Origin of the sequence: Streptomyces sp. NPDC007929, assembly GCF_042959065.1 — a bacterium.
In the GTDB taxonomy this organism is placed as follows: domain Bacteria; phylum Actinomycetota; class Actinomycetes; order Streptomycetales; family Streptomycetaceae; genus Streptomyces.
In genome coordinates, this window is sequence record NZ_JBIBKD010000010.1 from 132,575 (window position 1) to 148,265 (window position 15,691).

Genomic DNA, 15,691 nt, shown 5'->3' on the forward strand with positions numbered 1-15,691 from the left:
GCCATCACTCCCCGCTGGGTGCCGCTGAGTACCGGATCGATTCGGTGGGGCAGGATTCGAATGCGTCGAGGACCCGTTCCAGCTCGTCGGGTGTCTCGGGCTGTTTGCACACGTAGTGGACGTCGTTGTCGAGGTCCGCGTCGAAGTTGTCGGGTGCCAGGTCGTTGCAGAGCTTGCAGTCGATGCAGGTGTCGTCGATCTCGAAGCGCCCGTCGATCGGAATGCGCGTGGGAAGCGGCAGTTCAACCCTCACCGGCGGCCCCTCCTCCCCCGTAGGCACTGAAGTTGCGCATCGTCGGTTTGGCGGAGGTTCGCAGCGCCGTCTCGAACCGTTCGGTGTCCAGGACGCGGAACCGGGTGGGTGCGCCGAGGCGGTCACGGACCGCCGCCTCGATCGATTTCCGCGTCGCGTCGTCGGAGCCGGACGGCGGCAGGGCGATCTCCAGGGCGTCGCCCTCGATGTCGAAGGCGAAGTAGTACGGCTCGGTGGTCATGGCGCCCAGGACGATGTCCTCGACCTCAAGTTGGGAGGTCCAGCGCTTCCCGAGCGGGATCCGGTCGCCGATCCGGCCGCGGTGCTGCAACCGGCGCAGCGGGGAGCCGCAGGCGCACGGCGCCGCCTCGATCCGGCACACGTCGCCGGTGCGGTAGCGCAGCAGCGGCATGGCCCGGGCGGCCAGCGTCGTCACGGCCAGCTCGCCGACGGTGCCGTCCGGCAGCCGCTCGCCGGTTCCGGGGTCGACCACCTCGAAGAACGTCCGGGTCTCGACCAGGTGCAGTTCCCGCTCACGGCAGAACATGGCCAGGGTGTTGGTCTCGGTCATGCCGAACATCGAGTACGCGACGGCGTCCCACTGGTCGGCCAGGCGCCGCTTCTTGGCCGGTGAGGCGCCCTCCCCCGCTGTGAGGATCTTCGAGACGGCGAGGTCGCGCCGCGGGTCGATGCCGCGACGGCGGGCGATCTCGCCGAGGAACAGGGCGCGCGTGCCGGAGCACACCAGGGTGGTGGCGCCGGACCGCAGCAGGGCGTCGACCATCCGGTCCGGGGTGCAGGAGGGCGAGGCCGCGCCGAGCGGCACGATGGTGCAGCCGAGGACCTCGATGGCGCGGTCCAGGTCCTGGCCCACCCCGGCGAGTTCGTAGGGGACGGCGATGGCCGCGACGTCCCGCTCGTCCAGGACGGCGGCGAGCAGCCCGGCGACGGTGAGGTTGTTCTCCAGCCAGTCCGCCATCGTGAAGAACGCGGCGATGGGGCGCCCGTTGCCGGTGCCGGAGCTCTCGTCGAACCGGATCACCTCCCGCCGGGGCACGGCGAGCATGCCGAGCGGGTACGCGGCGGCGAGGTGTTCACGCGTCGTGAACGGAAGGGCCTCGAAGGCGTGCGGGCGGCCCTGCGCGACGGCTCGGGCGGCCGCGGCCGGGACGTGGGCGGCGTAGAAGGGTGAGTTGCGGCAGGCGTGCTCCACGGTCGCTGCGAGCGCCTCCGCGGCCCAGGCGTCGAGCGCCTGCCGGTCCAGTGAGGTGACGGCGGCGACCTTGCGCGCGAGGTCGACGCGGGAGGCGAGGGTGTCGCGCAGTGTGCCGCGCGGGTCGTGGCCGGTGGGCCGGGCGAGGGTGGTCATCGGGACGCCTCCTCCAGCCTCGCCATGGCCGTCCGCTCCTCGGCCGCCAGGGCGCTGACGATGGCGGCGGCGTCCTCGAGTGCGCGTGGGGCGCCGGCCTCGTCGGCGTCGCGCAGCAGGTTCGCCACGTCCGTCCAGCGCTTGGCGATACGGCGGTACTCGACGGCGAGTTCGTCGTAGGCCGCGACGCCGGTCAGTTCGTGCGCTTCCTCCAGGAACTGCGCCCACAGTGTCCGGAAGAGCCCGCCGCCGGTGCCGCCCTCCTCCATGCTGGTGCCGACGGCGCTCATCGCCGCCACGGGACGGTCGAGCTTGTCGTGCCACCCGCGCATCAGGGAGCCGGCCTTGGCGATCCCCTTGAAGCCCATGTTGGTGATGGGCGGGCTCAGGAAGTCCTGTGCGGCGGCCAGGATCGAGGCCCTGCATGCCTTGGCGAGGATCGACTCGTCGTATCCGCCGGGGTCGACCCGGACCGACAGGTGGCGTGAGGACATCGGCCCCTTGGCGGCGCGGGCCCGGGCCATGCTCTCCCGTGATGTCGACTGCACGCCGAGCGCGCGGGTCTCGACGACGACGAACCTGTCGTCCTCGTAGCCGATGCAGGCGACGTAGTGTGCGGCGAAGTGGTGGTTCTCCCGCGCGTAGTCGAGGTGGTAGCGGTCGAGTTTGAGGCCCACCACGTCGCCGTCGTCGAGCGCCTCGATCAGTGTGGCCTCGGCCTTCGCCGGTGAGGACGTCTCCTGGGCCCGCAGCTCCAGGGAGAGGGCGTCCGCCACGTTGCGCATGAGGTGGTCGGGTTTGACCCGGCCGGCGAGGAACGGGCTCGGCATCTGCTTCGAGTGCCAGTACAGGAACGACAGCCCTTGTCCCAGCCCGAAGATCAGCGGCTCGCTCAGCTCGATGTCGTGGTTGCGGAGCATGTTGAGCAGTGCCGTGGATTCGCAGTGTTCGCCGGAGTGCGGCGAGATCTCAATGACCGCCATCGCCGTGCCCCGTTCCGCCGCGCGGTGCCTCGTAGACGATCTCGAGCACGGATCCGCTGTCGTTGTTGCGCAGGTGCCCGTAGGTGTGGCCGAGTTCGTCCGCCTCGGTGAACGCGATGTTCTCGAGGTGGTCGACGTCCCGGTCGAGGACGTCCAGGAGGTAGCGGACGTCGGTGTCGGTGTGGACGTCGATGGCGACGTGCGACATGAGCCGTCCGCGCTCGCCGGCCGGGCGGTCCGCCCAGGGGCCGAAGCGGCGGCAGGCGAACATCTCGATGACCCGTCCGTCGGCGAGGGTGATCGAGTTCCACCATCCCGGAGTGCCGTACTGCCGGGGCGAGATGTACGACGGTCCCATCTCGACGGCTGTGATCTCGCCGGACGCCCGCAGGTCGTGCAGGTGGGCGTTCCACCCGAAGACCTCGTCGTCGTTGTCGTAGTCGCCCATGTAGACGCCGACGTGGTTGACCCCGGCGAACTTCTCGGTGACGTGGCCGGGCGCGTAGCCGCACCAGGCCGACAGGTACTGCCCGCAGTCGAGGTCCCGCCAGGTGCTCGATGTCGTGAGGAGCTCCTCCCAGGCCCGGCCGAAGGCGGCGCGGTCGGGGAAGCGCCCGTCGCGCGTGGCGGTGATGGCCGGAGAACTTCCCGCGAGTGCGTTCATGGCGCTTCCTTCCTGCCCGTGATGACGATCCCCATCTGCACTTCCGTCACGACGGCCGTGTCGAGCGCGGTGCCGCGCAGCAGTTCCTCGATCTCGCCCTTGACGTACGAGGACCGGATCGAGGTGCGAAAGCCCGGGCGCATGTCGGCCGCGATGTTCGCCTTCATGAACTGGAACGTCGTCCGGTCCACGTCCCGGCGCAGATCGGAGACGCAGTACCGGCCGCCCGGCTTGAGCACGCGGTGCATCTCCGACAGGGCGGTCGCCGGGTCCGCCCATTCGTGCAGTGAGGACGCGCTGATGACGTGGTCGAAGCGGCCGTCCTCGAACGGCAGGGCCAGGACGGTGCCGCATTCGTAGGCGCATCGCCCGGCGACGCCGTAGCCGCTCGCGTTGCTGCCGGCCCGGCGGAGCATCGCCGGTGAGATGTCGAGGCCGACGAGCCGGGCGGAGTCCTCGGCCTGGGTGAGCCATTCCAGGCCCAGGTAGCCGGGGCCGCATCCCAGTTCCAGGACCTCGCCGGAGGTGATCTCCGCCGCGAGGATGTCGTCGATCTTCTCCTGGAGCCAGCCGTTGTCCCGGATGTGGCGCTGCATCTCGTCGTATTTGAGGGCCAGTTCGTCGCCCTGGAGGCCCTCGTCGGTCTCCGGCACCCGGGCGGCGACGGTGCCTCGCGCGCTAGCCACGGTCCGGCCCCAGCCGCCGTATTCCCACTGCTACACCTCTCATCGTCGCGCTCCCCATGTGCACGTCGGAACGGTCGTTGCCCGTCAGGAGATTGACCGAGGATCTGAGCGATTCGTCGATCGAGGACTCGCCCGGATACCACCAGCCGGCGTCCGCCATCACGACGTTCGGTGCGACGGAGTCGGAGATCTTGACCGTCATGCGCACCCCGCGCGCGGCGGCCCGCGTGAAGAGGTCCACCTCGTCCCCGTCGCGCAGCCCTTCCCGCTCGGCGGTGTCCGGATGGACGGTCACCCGCGCCGTGCTCTGGCTGCGCGCGGTGGTCGGGAGTTGGTGGAACTCGGTGTTGTAGAACTGCCGCGGATGGGCGCTGGTCATCAGGTACGGCAGGGCCGGGTCCGGCTCCGGCGGCTGCCGGTGGACCGGGAACGGCTCGTAGCCCATGGCCCGCAGCCCGTGGTTCATCAGGTTCACGCGTCCGGACCGGGTGCCGAATCCGCCGTCGCGGTACTTGCGGTACCGCTTGTCGTTGCGGATGTAGCCGATCTTCGTGAACTGTTCCCAGGTGAGGTCGATGCCGGCGAGCTTGGCGTCGAGGGCGGCTTCCAGCGAGGGGTAGAAGTGCTCGCCCAGGCCCAGCCGTTCGGCGAGCTGGAGGATGATCTCTTCGTCGGAGCGGCAGCCGTCGACCGTGGCGAGCTTCTGCCGGGCCGCGATGTAGGAGTTGAACTCGACGATCTGGTCCCGCTCCAGCCAGCTCGACGTCGGCAGGACGATGTCGGCGTGGCGGGCGGTCGGCGTCATGAACAGGTCGCACACGACGAGCAGGTCCAGCTTGCTCAGCGCCTCGCGGACCAGCGCGGTGTTCTCGTGCGAGGCGAGCATGTTGCTGCCGAAGACCAGCATCGAGGTGATCGGGTACGGCGACCCGGTCACGATGGCCTCGTGCAGGTCTCCCGGCGCGACCCAGCCGGACATCGAAAGGATCTTGTGCTGTGCGCCGCCGATCCGCTTCCTGGCCTGTTCCTCGGGGAGCAGGTCCGAGCGGGGGAAGGCGCGCCGGCCCTCGATCGGCATCGGCTCCCAGATCACGTCGCCGCCGGGGGCGTCGATGTTGCCGCAGATCGCGGCGAGGATGGCGATGGCGCGGTGGGTGTCGAAGGAGTTCTCGTTCTGCGACAGACCGGTGCCGGCCTCGATGCACGCGCGTGAGGCGAGGGCGTAGGAGCGGGTGGCCTCGTGGATGAGGTCGGGGGTGAGTCCGGTGATCCGCGCGACCCGCTCGAGGTCGTACGCCTTCACATGGGCGGCGAGTTCGTCGAATCCGGAGGTGTGCGCGGTGACGAAGTCGTGGTCGTACCAGCCCTCGTCGATGACGGTCTTGATCATGCCGAGGGCCAGTGCGCAGTCGGTGCCGGGCTGGATCGGCAGGTGCAGGGCGGAGCGGGCGGCGGTCCGGGTGCGGCGGGGGTCGACGGTGATGACGCGGCTGCCGCGTTCGACGGCTCGCAGCAGCTTCACGCCGATCACGCCGTCGGAGTGGGTGCTGGGCTTGTTGCTGCCCCAGAGCAGCACGACTTCGGGGTCGCCCTCGTAGTCGCAGAAGGTGAAGGCGCCGTAGGTCATGATCGACGCCATGACCCGTGGGTAGAAGCACACATGGGCCGGGCCGGTCACGTTCGGCGTCCCGATGGCGTTGGCGAGCCGGAACACCCATTCCTGGTAGTTGCGGTCGGTGCCCTGGCCGAGGACGACGGACTCGGGTCCGTGCCGGCGGATCGTCGCGGTGAGTTCACCGGCGATCCGGTCGAGGGCGGCGTCCCAGCCGATCGGCTCGAACGTCCCCGAGCCGCGTGGGCCGGTGCGTACCAGCGGCGTCGTCAGCCGGTCCGGGCTGCGCAGCAGGTCGAGTGAGGCCTTGCCCTTGATGCAGAAGTAGCCCTCGCTCGTGGGATTGTCCGGGTCCCCGTGGATGTCGGTGGGGACGCCGTCCGTGAGTTCGACGATGGCGCCGCATCCGCCGTGGCACATACGGCAGACGGACCTGGCCCTGGTGATCGTCAAGCCGGCTCACCCGCCCGTTTGGCTGCCGGGACGAGCAGCCCTTCGAAGGCGGCCTGCTCGGCGTCGGCGATCGCGTCCATCAGGGTTGCCAGGGCTTGCAGTTGCCGTCGCCCGCCGTGCGGCCCCGGGTAGGCCATCAGCAGTTCGATGGCCTGGTCCCACTGGCGTCGGACCGCGGTGAAGTCCTCGACGAACGGGTCGAGTTCGGGGTCGTCGCAGCGCTGCCGGGCCTCCCGCAGGAACTCCCCGTAGAGGGTGCGGAAGTTCGCTCCGCCGGTTCCCGCGAAGCGCCAGAAGCGCCCGACGCCCGGCACCGTCTCGTCGGGGGCGGCGAGGGTGTCGCTCCACTCGGCGATCTCGGAGGCGGCCCGCCGCATGGCGCGTAGACCGTATCGGGGTCCGCGGTCCTCGGTCATCCGCTGTGCGGTGAGCCGGATGGCGTTCCAGATCTGTTCACGCAGGACCGCGTCGGGGTCCGTGGTCAGACGCTCCGGCAGATCCTCGACGTAGAGGTGCAGGTGGGGCGACGGCATGAAGCCCTCGTCGGAGGCGCGGGCCCGGCGCAGCGACTCCGCCGGAAGGGTCTGCGCCCCTCCTTGCTGGTCGGTGTCGACGACGTGGGCGAGGGAGTCGTCGAGCCCGTACACCGCGATGTAGTGCGAGGCGAAGTGGCTGCGGGACGAGAAGTAGTCGAGGTGGAAGATGTCGACGGACACTCCCACGACGTGTCCCGCGGCCAGCAGTCGCGTCGCCTCGGCGGAAGCGGTTTCGGGGTCGGGTGAGCGCGCTTCGCGCAAGGTCACGCCCAGGGCGGCGCAGGCGTTGCGGGACAGCTGGGCGGGCTCGATCCGGCCGGTGAGCATCGGCGCGCCGCGACCGGGCTCGGGGGCGTCCCAGTACTGGAAGTCGATCCCTTGGCCGAGGCCGAACAGCATGGCTTCGGAAATGCCGGCGCCGGCATGATGGAGCATGTTGCGCAGGGTGGTCGTCTCGCAATGAACGCCGAGCTGGGGCTGAAATGTCGCCAAGCGCATATGGCTTCCCAATCGCATGGTGCGAAGATGCCGTGAACGAGGGTGCGGCTATGCGTCGAGCAGGACTTCGTTGTATCCCTGCAGATCGAGGAATCCGGAGCCGCTGGCCAGGACCACGATCACCGGTTCGGCGTTCTCCGCGTCGGCCTTCGCCACGACGTCCAGGGCCGCGGCGACCGCGTGCGCGGCCTCGGGGGCGAGCAGCAGGCCTTCGGTCCGCAGCAGCAGCCTGCCGGCCTCCAGCGCTGTCCGCTGGTCGAAGGCGACGGCGTCCAGGACGCCCTTGTGCCGCAACAGGCTGACCAGGGCGGAGCTGTGGTGGTTGCGCAGGCCGCCGACGTGGTTGGGCGGCGGGATGAAGCTCTCGCCCATCGTGTAGCCGAGCACCTCGGGCGTGTAGCCGCCCAGGTCGGTGCGGCCGTACTCGTAGACGCCCTGGGTGAGACGGGGTGCCGCCGTGGATTCCGCGGCGAGGAAGCGGAGGTCGGCACCGTCGGCTTTGGCCCGCAGGTGCGGGCCGATGAGACCGCAGAGGTTGCTGCCGCCACCGGAGCACGCGATGAGGTGGTCGCCGCGCCCGTCGACGCCCAGGTCTTCGCCGTGGACTTCCCTGAGCTGCTGTGCGACCTCGAGTCCGAGCAGCGTCTGGTGGAGGTAGACGTGGGGCATTCCGCTGCCGGCGAGGTAGGCGGCGGAGGGGTTGTCCAGGGTGTGCTCGATCGCGTCGCTGATCGCGGTGCCGAGGCTGCCGGGGTGGTCCGGCCGCTCGCCGAGGATCCTGCGTCCGATCGCCGTGTGGTTCGACGGCGAGGGCCGGACGGTGGCCCCCAGGAGTTCCATGTAGTGGCGCCGGTAGGGCTTCTGCTCCAGCGAGCACCTGACCATGAAGATCTCGGCCCGCAGGCCGAACATCTTCGCCGCGAGCGCGACGCTCATCCCCCACTGCCCCGCCCCGGTCTCGGTGACGAGGGTGGTGCGCCCCTCCTCGGCCGCGTAGTACGCCTGGGCGATGGCGGTGTTCAGCTTGAAACTGCCGGTGGGGAGGACGTCTTCACGCTTGAGGTAGATCCTCGCGCCGGTGCCGAGGTGCTTCTCGAGCTGGTGCGCCCGGTGCAGCGGGGTCGGCCGGCCGCATTGCCGCAGCCGTTCCGCGACCGGTTCCGGTATGGCGATCCATTGTTCGTCCGAACTGTTCTGCTCGATGAGGACGCGCGGCCTGATGCCGACCGCTATTTCCGCGGCCGTGGGGCTTCCGGAATCCCTGACTTCGGGCATGGGGCCCGGCAGATCCGTCAGGAAGTTGTACCAATGGGTCGGCATACCCGGTAATGATGAACCGTCACCGGCAATACGTCGAGGCACGGGTGAATTCTCGCGCCCGACTTGGCCTGGACTATACGAAGTCACGTTCCCCCCGCACCCCGCTTCAAAATTGTGTGAGCCAGCGTACAAACCGTTCGAGCACCGCGCAACCGTTTGAAACCAAGTCGCACATTCAACAAATATCGCGGACTTCAGAAAGGCTTTTCTCACGGGCAGGCCGCGAAATACACGAGATGATCTCGGCGGAATCAAGCGGAGGCGACGAATCCGAGCCATCGCCAACGGTGTTCGGCGAAGCGGCCGGACAGCTATGCGTCAGCTTCCCGGGAATTGATCCGTTCCGTCAATGATTCCGCCAGGAGCTGCCAGCTCTCGGCATGGTGCCGCGCCAGCTCGGCGATCAGAGGTGCGCAGTGGATCGGGATGCTGCCGGCCATCGCCGCCCAGTCGTGCGGCTGCGTGGCCGAGGGGTCCAGGGTACGCAGCAGTTTCCGGCCGACCTCGGTGAACCGGAGGGAGGGGTCGGCGCGCAGACGCCGGACGGCCAGCGACAGGTCCGCGTTCGGGTTCGCGTTCCCGGCCTTGGGGCGTCTCACGAGCCCGGGGTGGCCGGCTCCGGCCCCCGCCCTGTTCGCGGTTTCGGCGCACGCCTCGGCCCTGACCCCGGCCTCCCGGGCCGGCCCGGCGCCCGGCCGGTCCTTCGGCGGTGGCTCTTCCGGCCGTGCCGGCAGCGCGCCGCGCGCCCGCTTGCGCGCGTCCTTCGCCGTGGTGAGTGAGATGCCCGCGGCACGGGCGACCTCCTGCGCGGAGGCGCCGGGGTGCGTGGCGAGGTACTCCAGCGCGCGACGGCGCCCTTCGGCCGCCGCGAGGGGGTAGGCCACCCCGTCACGCCCGACGCGCATCGCGGTCGGGTGCGGAAGTTCCGCACCCGACCGGCGCCTGAGCGCCGCGATGGTCTTGTCCGACAGGCCCACTACGCCCGCCAGCCGCCGATTGGACCACTCCGGGAAGTCGGCGAGCATGTGCAGGGCCGCGGCTTTGCGGTCGGCGAGGGAGAGCGGCAGTCCGTGATTGCTGTTCAGCTTGACCGCCAGCACAAAGGCCTCGCGCTCGTCTCCGTTGAAGAGCACGGCACTGATGTGTGTGGCGCCGCTGTTCTCCACCGCCCGGAGCCGGTGCACTCCGTCGATGACGGTCATCGTCTTCCGGTGGATGACGATCGGCGGCAGTTCGGAGCACACTTCGGCGAGTGCGTTGATGTGCCGTGGATCCTCCCCGACGGTGCGGAGTGAGCCCACGACCATGATGCTGCTGATGGGTACGCGGGTGATCTCCGATAAACGTCCGCCCAGATGCGGATCGGGGCGGTGTAAGTGCTGTTGTACCGGCCTCTGCACCGATGTGGAGATGTGGTCCATCACTCTTCCCCTTCAGGCAGCGCGGCGTATCGCGGGCCGAGGAGAGGAGCAGCCTTCATGGTCCATCGGAAACGTGAACAACATCGAGTCTCCCCCGTGACGCAATGCCCAGAACCGACTCCCGAACCCTGTCAGGAGGATCGGATCGGTGCAAGACTTCTGTCACGCCGTCCTGTTGACGAAGCGTGGCCCTTTCTTGATCGCCGATCGGGCGGCGACCGGAGTGCAAAGCTCCTCCGGCGCGGAATGATCGGCTCCTCGCGAGCGGACGGAATTGTCCGCGCAGCTTGACGCATGATCTGCCTTCTTCTTGCCCAGGAGGCAACCGGTTTGCTTGGCCTGCGTGAAGCGCAAAGAAGAGATCATGGAAAACAAGTTCAAAATTCGACCATTACTCGGCCCACTTGTGGCTCTCCGGGTGAATTCACATACCACGGGGGCTGACGACAAGTACCGGGGCGTCGTACCCGGACCGAGCACCCGTGCGCCCTGTCGGCGCCCTCCCGTTTCGGTACGGGAGGGCGCACGGTCGAGCGTATGGGGGTCGGCTGGGAAGCGTGTGAGGGTCGCGGGGACGGCACGGACTGCCCGAACGGGGAGGTGCTCGACGCGGAGGCCGAGGGCCCCGGTGCGAGGAGTGCCGTCACCACTGGGAGTTGGACGCGACGGAGCCGGAACGCAGAGGGGTGGCGGACGAGGGGCCTACGCGGCCGCTGGGCACGCCCGGCGAGGCCGGTCATGGCAGCGCCGCGTAGAGCCGCCCGTCACCACCGTGCGCTCCCGGCACGGTCGCCGGTCAGTGGTCGGAGTAGCTGAAGTCCCCCACGGTCCAGGCACTGATGTCCTCGATCGCGACGCGGAACATGCCGCCGGTCTCCGGGATTCCCACGGTGCCCTGCAGGATCCGCGCGACATGGAAGTGCAGATGTGTGGGCGGCCCGTCCTTCTTCTTGGGGCTGTGGAAGGCGGCGGAGAACTCACTCAGGCGGGCGGAGTCGGTCAGCACCTCCGACACCCGCTGCCGCCACATGGCTTCGGGAGCCAGTCGACCGGTGATGACGGCACCACCGGTGACCACGGTCAGCGACATCTGGCTGCTCTGCCCGGACTCCACGCGGGCGGCGATGTCAACGATCAGCTCGTCAGGCTTCGACATGAGAGCGAATTCTATGCGCCGGGCCACCGGGGTGACTCGGGTGGTGGCCCCGACGGGCCGGAAGGGGGCTTTTCCGGTGATCTTCTCTCGGTGCCGCACGTCCCGCCTGCCGCGGCGGGTACGTCGTCTGCGCACAGGAACACCCTGCGCACAGGACCACGTCGAGAAACAGGAGGCAGCCGATGTACGCGGTGATGCGACGGTACGAGGAAGTGACCGACCCCGCCGAGGCCGGGCGCCGGGTGAACGAGGAGTTCCTGCCTCTGGTGCGCCAGGTCCCGGGGTTCGTGGCCTACTACTGGGTCGATGCCGGGGGCGGGGTGATGGTGTCGACGAGCGTCTTCCAGGACCGGTCCGGCGCCGAGGAGTCGACCGCCAGAGCGAAGGACTTCGTCCGGGACCGCCTCGCCGCGCTGCTGCCCCAGCCGCCTCAGGTCACCGCAGGCGAGGTCGTGGCCGCGTCGTAGGGGCCGCGTTGCCGGGACTGAGGCGGGGGCGCGTCAGCTCGTGGTGAGCATGCCCTCGCGCAGCCGGGCCAGGCAGCGCGAGAGCAGGCGGGAGACGTGCATCTGGGAGACGCCGAGGCGTTCGCCGATCTGAGCCTGGGTCAGTTCTTCCACGAAGCGCATCTGAATGATCTGCCGGTCGCGTTCGTCGAGCGCCGCGATCATCGGGGCGAGGGCGTGGAAGTCCTCCACGAGTTCCAGGGCCCGGTCGTCGGCGCCGATGAAGTCCGCCAGGGCCGTCTCGCCGTCCTCACTGCCGCCGATGGCCGCGTCCAGGGACGTGGAGTTGTAGCCGTTGGAGGCCAGACGGGCCTCCCTGACCTCGTCCTCGGGCAGGCTCATCAGCTCCGACAGTTCCTTCACCGTCGGCGTGCGCCCCAGGCGGCTGCGGAGTTCCTCGGTGGCGCGGGCGAGCTGGACGCGGGCCTCCTGCAGTCGGCGCGGGACGTGCACCGCCCACGTGGTGTCGCGGAAGAACCGCTTGATCTCGCCGACGATGTAGGGGATGGCGAAGGAGGTGAACTCCACCTCCCGGGTCAGCTCGAACCGGTCGATGGCCTTGATCAGGCCGATCATGCCGACCTGGACGATGTCCTCCATCTCCTCCGGCCCACGGCTGCGGAAGCGCCCCGCGGCGAAGCGGACCAGGGACATGTTCATCTCGATCAGCGTGTTCCGCGCGTACTGGTACTCGTGCGTGCCCTCCTCCAGCGTCGCGAGCTGGTCGAAGAACAGACGCGTCAGCTGCCGGGCGTCCTTCGGCGCCACTCGCGTCGGATCGGCGACCTCCGGCAGGCCGTCCACGCTCATGTCCGTCTTCGCCGCGGTCACTGTCGCCACGATGCTTCCCTCCCCTGTCACTGCACGGTGCCGGCCTCCCGTGGGCTGACGAACCCGCGTGTACCCCGGCATGGGCGCACCATGCCCCCGCCGCACGATCCGGAGTGAAGTCACCTACTTGTGGTCAGCCGACGATCTGTGCGCCGCAGCCCCTTCCCTTGTCATGCACTCGTCTGAGATCTTGCGTCGACCCATTCGACCCACGGCCCGGCGGGCAGCACCCCTTGCCCCGGGCTCTCGGAGGATGCTGTGACAACCCCCCGCATGTCCCCCCGCACATCCCGTCGCCGTCTCAGACGGTCGCTGCTGTCCGTCGCCGCCGCCGGAGCGGCCCTCGCGCTCGCCACGCCCGCCGGAGCGACCGACGCCGACACCGGCCTTCCGCCCGGCTCGGCCGCGGGCCGCGCCACCGCACCCGCCAAGACCTCCGCCGTGCCCGCCGAGACGGCCGCCGGGTGGGTGGCGGGAACCCGCTCCTACCTCGTCATCACCGCCCCCGGCGACACCTCCGCCGCTCGCAGCGCCGTCGCGGCGAACGGCGGTTCGGTCTTCGCCCACTACGACGCGATCGGCGTCGTGGTCGCCCACTCCTCGTCGGCCGGCTTCGCCACCGCGATGCGCTCCGTCGCGGGCGTGCAGAAGGTGGGTGCGACCCGCACCTCGGACGTGCCCGCCGACGCCTACTCCCCCACCCTGCCGAGCGCTCCCGGGCAGTCGTCCACCACGCTGACCGAGACCGCGCGGTGGGACATGACCCGGATCAAAGCCGACAAGGCCTGGGCCGTCAGCACCGGCTCGCCGTCCGTCACGGTGGGCGTCCTCGACACCGGTGTGGACGACCGGCACCAGGACATCGCGCCCAACTTCGACGCCGCGGACTCCGTCTCCTGCGCCTACGGCAAGGCCGACACCCGGGCCGGCGCCTGGCGCGACGTCGGCAGTCACGGCACACACGTCGCGGGCACCATCGCCGCCGCCAAGAACGGCAAGGGCGTGGTCGGGGTCGCGCCCGGCGTGAAGATCGCCTCCGTGCGCGTGGCGGAGCCGAGTACGAGCCTGTTCTTCGCCGAGAACACCATCTGCGGATTCATGTGGGCCGGTGACCACGGCTTCGACGTCACCAACAACAGCTATTACACGGACCCCTGGATGTTCAACTGCCCCGACGACCCGGACCAGGCGGCCATCATCGAGGGTGTGCGCCGGGCGCAGGAGTACGCGGAGGGCAAGGGCTCGCTCCAGGTCGCGGCGGCGGGCAACTCCAACTACGACCTGGCCAACAAGCGCAGCGACAGCTCCAGCCCGAACGACTCCACCCCCGTCAACCGCACCATCACCAACGCCTGCATCGACATCCCGACGGAGCTGCCGGGCGTGGTGACCGTCGCGGCGATGGGCAACGGGAACATCAAGGCGTCGTACTCCAACCTCGGCCGGGACATCATCGACGTCGCGGCGCCTGGCGGCGACGGGGCGTACGGCGTCTACTCCACCCTCCCCGGCGGCAAGTACGGCAACATGAACGGCACGTCAATGGCGTCGCCGCACGTCGCCGGTGTCGCCGCGCTGCTGAAGAGCGCCGATCCCACCGCCACCCCCGCCGATCTGCGCGCGCGGCTGGGAACCCAGGCCACGGACATCGCGTGCCCCTCCGACGGCCGCTGCACCGGCACCACGGCGAGGAACGCCTTCTTCGGTGAGGGTCAGGTCGACGCGCTGAAGGCCGTCGGTGGCGGCACCCCGCCGCCCGGCCGGTACTTCGAGAACACCACCGACGTCGCCGTCGCCGACAACGCCACCGTGGAGTCGCCGATCACCGTGACCGGAGTGACGGGCAACGCCCCGTCCGCGCTGAAGGTCGGCGTGGACGTCAAGCACACCTACCGGGGCGACCTGGTGCTGTCCCTCGTCGCGCCCGACGGCTCGGTCTACCCCCTGGAGGACTTCGCAGGCGGTGACAGCGGGGACGACGTGGTGAAGACGTACACGGTGGACGCCTCGTCCGAGACCGCGGCCGGTACGTGGAAGCTGCGGGTCCGCGACAGCGCGGCGCAGGACACCGGGCGGATCGACTCCTGGAACCTCACCTTCTAGCGGGAGGCCGCCGGCGAGTCCCTGAACTCCTCGCGGTGAGGCACTGACGCCGCCGCACCGCGAGGAGCGGGACCACGGATGCCCGGCGTCCTCACCACGTCACGGGCAGCTCCAGGGGGAAGCGCCGGATGGTCCCGGTGTCCCAGCGCACCTCCTCGGCCGGTACGGCCAGCCGCAGTTGAGGGAGCCGGGTGAACAGCACGCCGATCGCGGTCCTGAGCTCCGCGACGGCGAGGGTGCTGGCGACGCAGTGATGTCCGCCCCAGCCGAACGTCATATGAGGGTGGGACGCACGGTCGACGTCGAGGACGTCGGGGTCCACGAACACCTTCGGGTCCCGGTTGGCCGCCAGATAGGAGACGTGCACGTAGTCACCGGCGCGGATGAGCACCCCCTCCACCTCCACGTCCTCCAGTGCGACGCGCGGGATGCCGACGCCCTTGCGGAAGGGGATGTGCCGCAGGAGTTCGTCCAGCAGCCGGGGAAGCTGTTCGGGACTGCGCCGCAGCCGTTCGTGGAGTTCGGGGCGGGTCAGCAGGGTGTAGGCGATGTTGCTGATCTGGCAGGTGGCCGTGTCGTTGCCACTGAGGATGAGGGTCAGTGCCAGTACGGCCAGTTCGTCGTCGCTCAGTGGCTCCTCCCCCTGCTCCGCGGCGGCCATGGTGGTGATGAGGTCGCTGCCGCCGTCCTTGCGGCGTTCGGCGACCAGCGCGGTGAAGTAGGCGCGCAGGTGCTGCTTGGCCTCGGCCGCCGTCTGCCGGGCCTCGGGCGCGGTGGTCAGCATCTGCTGGGTGCGGCGCAGCATGAGCGGCCGGTCCTCGTCGGGTACGTCGAGCAGCGCGCAGATGGTGTGGTTGGGCAGCGGCTCGGACAGGGCACGGGCCAGGTCGGCCGGCGGGCCCTGCTCGACCATCTCGTCCACGAGCCGGTGGGCCACCTCCTCGATGGCCGGGGTCATGCGTTTCACGCTGCTCTGGGTGAAGGCCCGGGCGGCGGCGTGGCGCAGCCGGGTGCCGCGCGGCGGGTCCATGACGTTGATCGATTCCGGGGAGACGATCGGCTCGGGGGTCATCCGGGGGTAGTCCCGGCCGACGATGGCGGCCCGGCTGAACCTGGGGTCGGTCGTCACCTGCCGTACGCCGTCGAAGGTGGTGACCAGCCACGCCTCCGCCTCGCCGTAGGAGAGCCGGATCCGGCTGACCGGGCCGCCGGCCATGAGCTGGGCGAGGGACGGGTCGAACTCGAGTTGCTCGCTGTAGTCGAAGGGGCAGGCGGCGGTGTGAGCCATGGGTGCTCCTGA

At 69.7% G+C, this 15,691-nt stretch carries 14 protein-coding genes; 2 read left to right on the forward strand and 12 right to left on the reverse strand.

Annotated features, from left to right (window positions below; translation table 11 throughout):
- Nucleotides 1-4: 4 nt before the first annotated feature.
- From ACFZDE_RS30675 to ACFZDE_RS30720, 10 genes are all read right to left on the reverse strand, one after another.
- Complete coding sequence (locus ACFZDE_RS30675) at nucleotides 5-253, reverse strand: ferredoxin (protein WP_306933277.1); 249 nt, start codon at nucleotides 251-253, stop codon at nucleotides 5-7.
- On the reverse strand, nucleotides 243-1,622 hold the full coding sequence (locus ACFZDE_RS30680; protein WP_391205334.1) for an AMP-binding protein: 1,380 nt from the start codon (nucleotides 1,620-1,622) through the stop codon (nucleotides 243-245). Before ACFZDE_RS30680 ends, ACFZDE_RS30675 begins: the two co-directional genes overlap by 11 nt.
- The gene (locus ACFZDE_RS30685) at nucleotides 1,619-2,605 is read right to left on the reverse strand and encodes a DUF4872 domain-containing protein (protein ID WP_391205337.1); all 987 of its coding nucleotides are present in this window, start codon (nucleotides 2,603-2,605) and stop codon (nucleotides 1,619-1,621) included. The genes ACFZDE_RS30680 and ACFZDE_RS30685 overlap by 4 nt, the downstream gene beginning before the upstream one ends.
- A complete protein-coding gene (locus ACFZDE_RS30690; protein ID WP_391205340.1) occupies nucleotides 2,592-3,269 on the reverse strand; it encodes a hypothetical protein in 678 nt (225 codons plus the stop codon). The genes ACFZDE_RS30685 and ACFZDE_RS30690 overlap by 14 nt, the downstream gene beginning before the upstream one ends.
- Nucleotides 3,266-3,955 carry a methyltransferase domain-containing protein gene (locus ACFZDE_RS30695; RefSeq protein ID WP_391001652.1) on the reverse strand — a complete coding sequence of 230 codons (690 nt, stop codon included), beginning with the start codon at nucleotides 3,953-3,955 and terminating at the stop codon, nucleotides 3,266-3,268. The genes ACFZDE_RS30690 and ACFZDE_RS30695 overlap by 4 nt, the downstream gene beginning before the upstream one ends.
- Complete coding sequence (locus ACFZDE_RS30700; protein ID WP_391205343.1) at nucleotides 3,948-6,020, reverse strand: molybdopterin-dependent oxidoreductase; 2,073 nt, start codon at nucleotides 6,018-6,020, stop codon at nucleotides 3,948-3,950. Before ACFZDE_RS30700 ends, ACFZDE_RS30695 begins: the two co-directional genes overlap by 8 nt.
- Nucleotides 6,017-7,072 carry a BtrH N-terminal domain-containing protein gene (locus ACFZDE_RS30705; RefSeq protein WP_391205346.1) on the reverse strand — a complete coding sequence of 352 codons (1,056 nt, stop codon included), beginning with the start codon at nucleotides 7,070-7,072 and terminating at the stop codon, nucleotides 6,017-6,019. Before ACFZDE_RS30705 ends, ACFZDE_RS30700 begins: the two co-directional genes overlap by 4 nt.
- Nucleotides 7,073-7,102: 30 nt before the next feature.
- Nucleotides 7,103-8,374, reverse strand: coding sequence for a TrpB-like pyridoxal phosphate-dependent enzyme (locus tag ACFZDE_RS30710; RefSeq protein WP_391205349.1), 1,272 nt, complete (start codon nucleotides 8,372-8,374; stop codon nucleotides 7,103-7,105).
- Between the two features lie 311 nt (nucleotides 8,375-8,685).
- Entirely contained in the window at nucleotides 8,686-9,795 is a 1,110-nt protein-coding gene (locus ACFZDE_RS30715) for a ParB N-terminal domain-containing protein (protein ID WP_391205352.1), read from the reverse strand.
- 796 nt (nucleotides 9,796-10,591) lie between these two features.
- A complete protein-coding gene (locus tag ACFZDE_RS30720) occupies nucleotides 10,592-10,951 on the reverse strand; it encodes a hypothetical protein (RefSeq protein ID WP_391205355.1) in 360 nt (119 codons plus the stop codon).
- A gap of 182 nt (nucleotides 10,952-11,133) precedes the next feature.
- On the opposite strand from ACFZDE_RS30720, the gene ACFZDE_RS30725 reads away from it, so the two are divergent.
- Nucleotides 11,134-11,418 (forward strand): hypothetical protein, encoded by a 285-nt coding sequence (locus ACFZDE_RS30725; RefSeq protein ID WP_391205358.1) that lies wholly within the window; start codon nucleotides 11,134-11,136, stop codon nucleotides 11,416-11,418.
- A gap of 33 nt (nucleotides 11,419-11,451) precedes the next feature.
- Here the strand turns inward: ACFZDE_RS30725 and ACFZDE_RS30730 are convergent, their stop codons facing one another.
- Entirely contained in the window at nucleotides 11,452-12,297 is an 846-nt protein-coding gene (locus ACFZDE_RS30730; protein WP_391001638.1) for a SigB/SigF/SigG family RNA polymerase sigma factor, read from the reverse strand.
- 264 nt (nucleotides 12,298-12,561) lie between these two features.
- Between ACFZDE_RS30730 and ACFZDE_RS30735 the strand changes: the two genes are divergently transcribed.
- Complete coding sequence (locus ACFZDE_RS30735) at nucleotides 12,562-14,391, forward strand: S8 family serine peptidase (protein ID WP_391205361.1); 1,830 nt, start codon at nucleotides 12,562-12,564, stop codon at nucleotides 14,389-14,391.
- A 91-nt stretch (nucleotides 14,392-14,482) separates the two neighbouring features.
- Here ACFZDE_RS30735 and ACFZDE_RS30740 read toward each other — a convergent pair whose 3' ends face one another.
- The gene (locus ACFZDE_RS30740; RefSeq protein ID WP_391205364.1) at nucleotides 14,483-15,679 is read right to left on the reverse strand and encodes a cytochrome P450; all 1,197 of its coding nucleotides are present in this window, start codon (nucleotides 15,677-15,679) and stop codon (nucleotides 14,483-14,485) included.
- Between the last annotated feature and the right edge of the window lie 12 nt (nucleotides 15,680-15,691).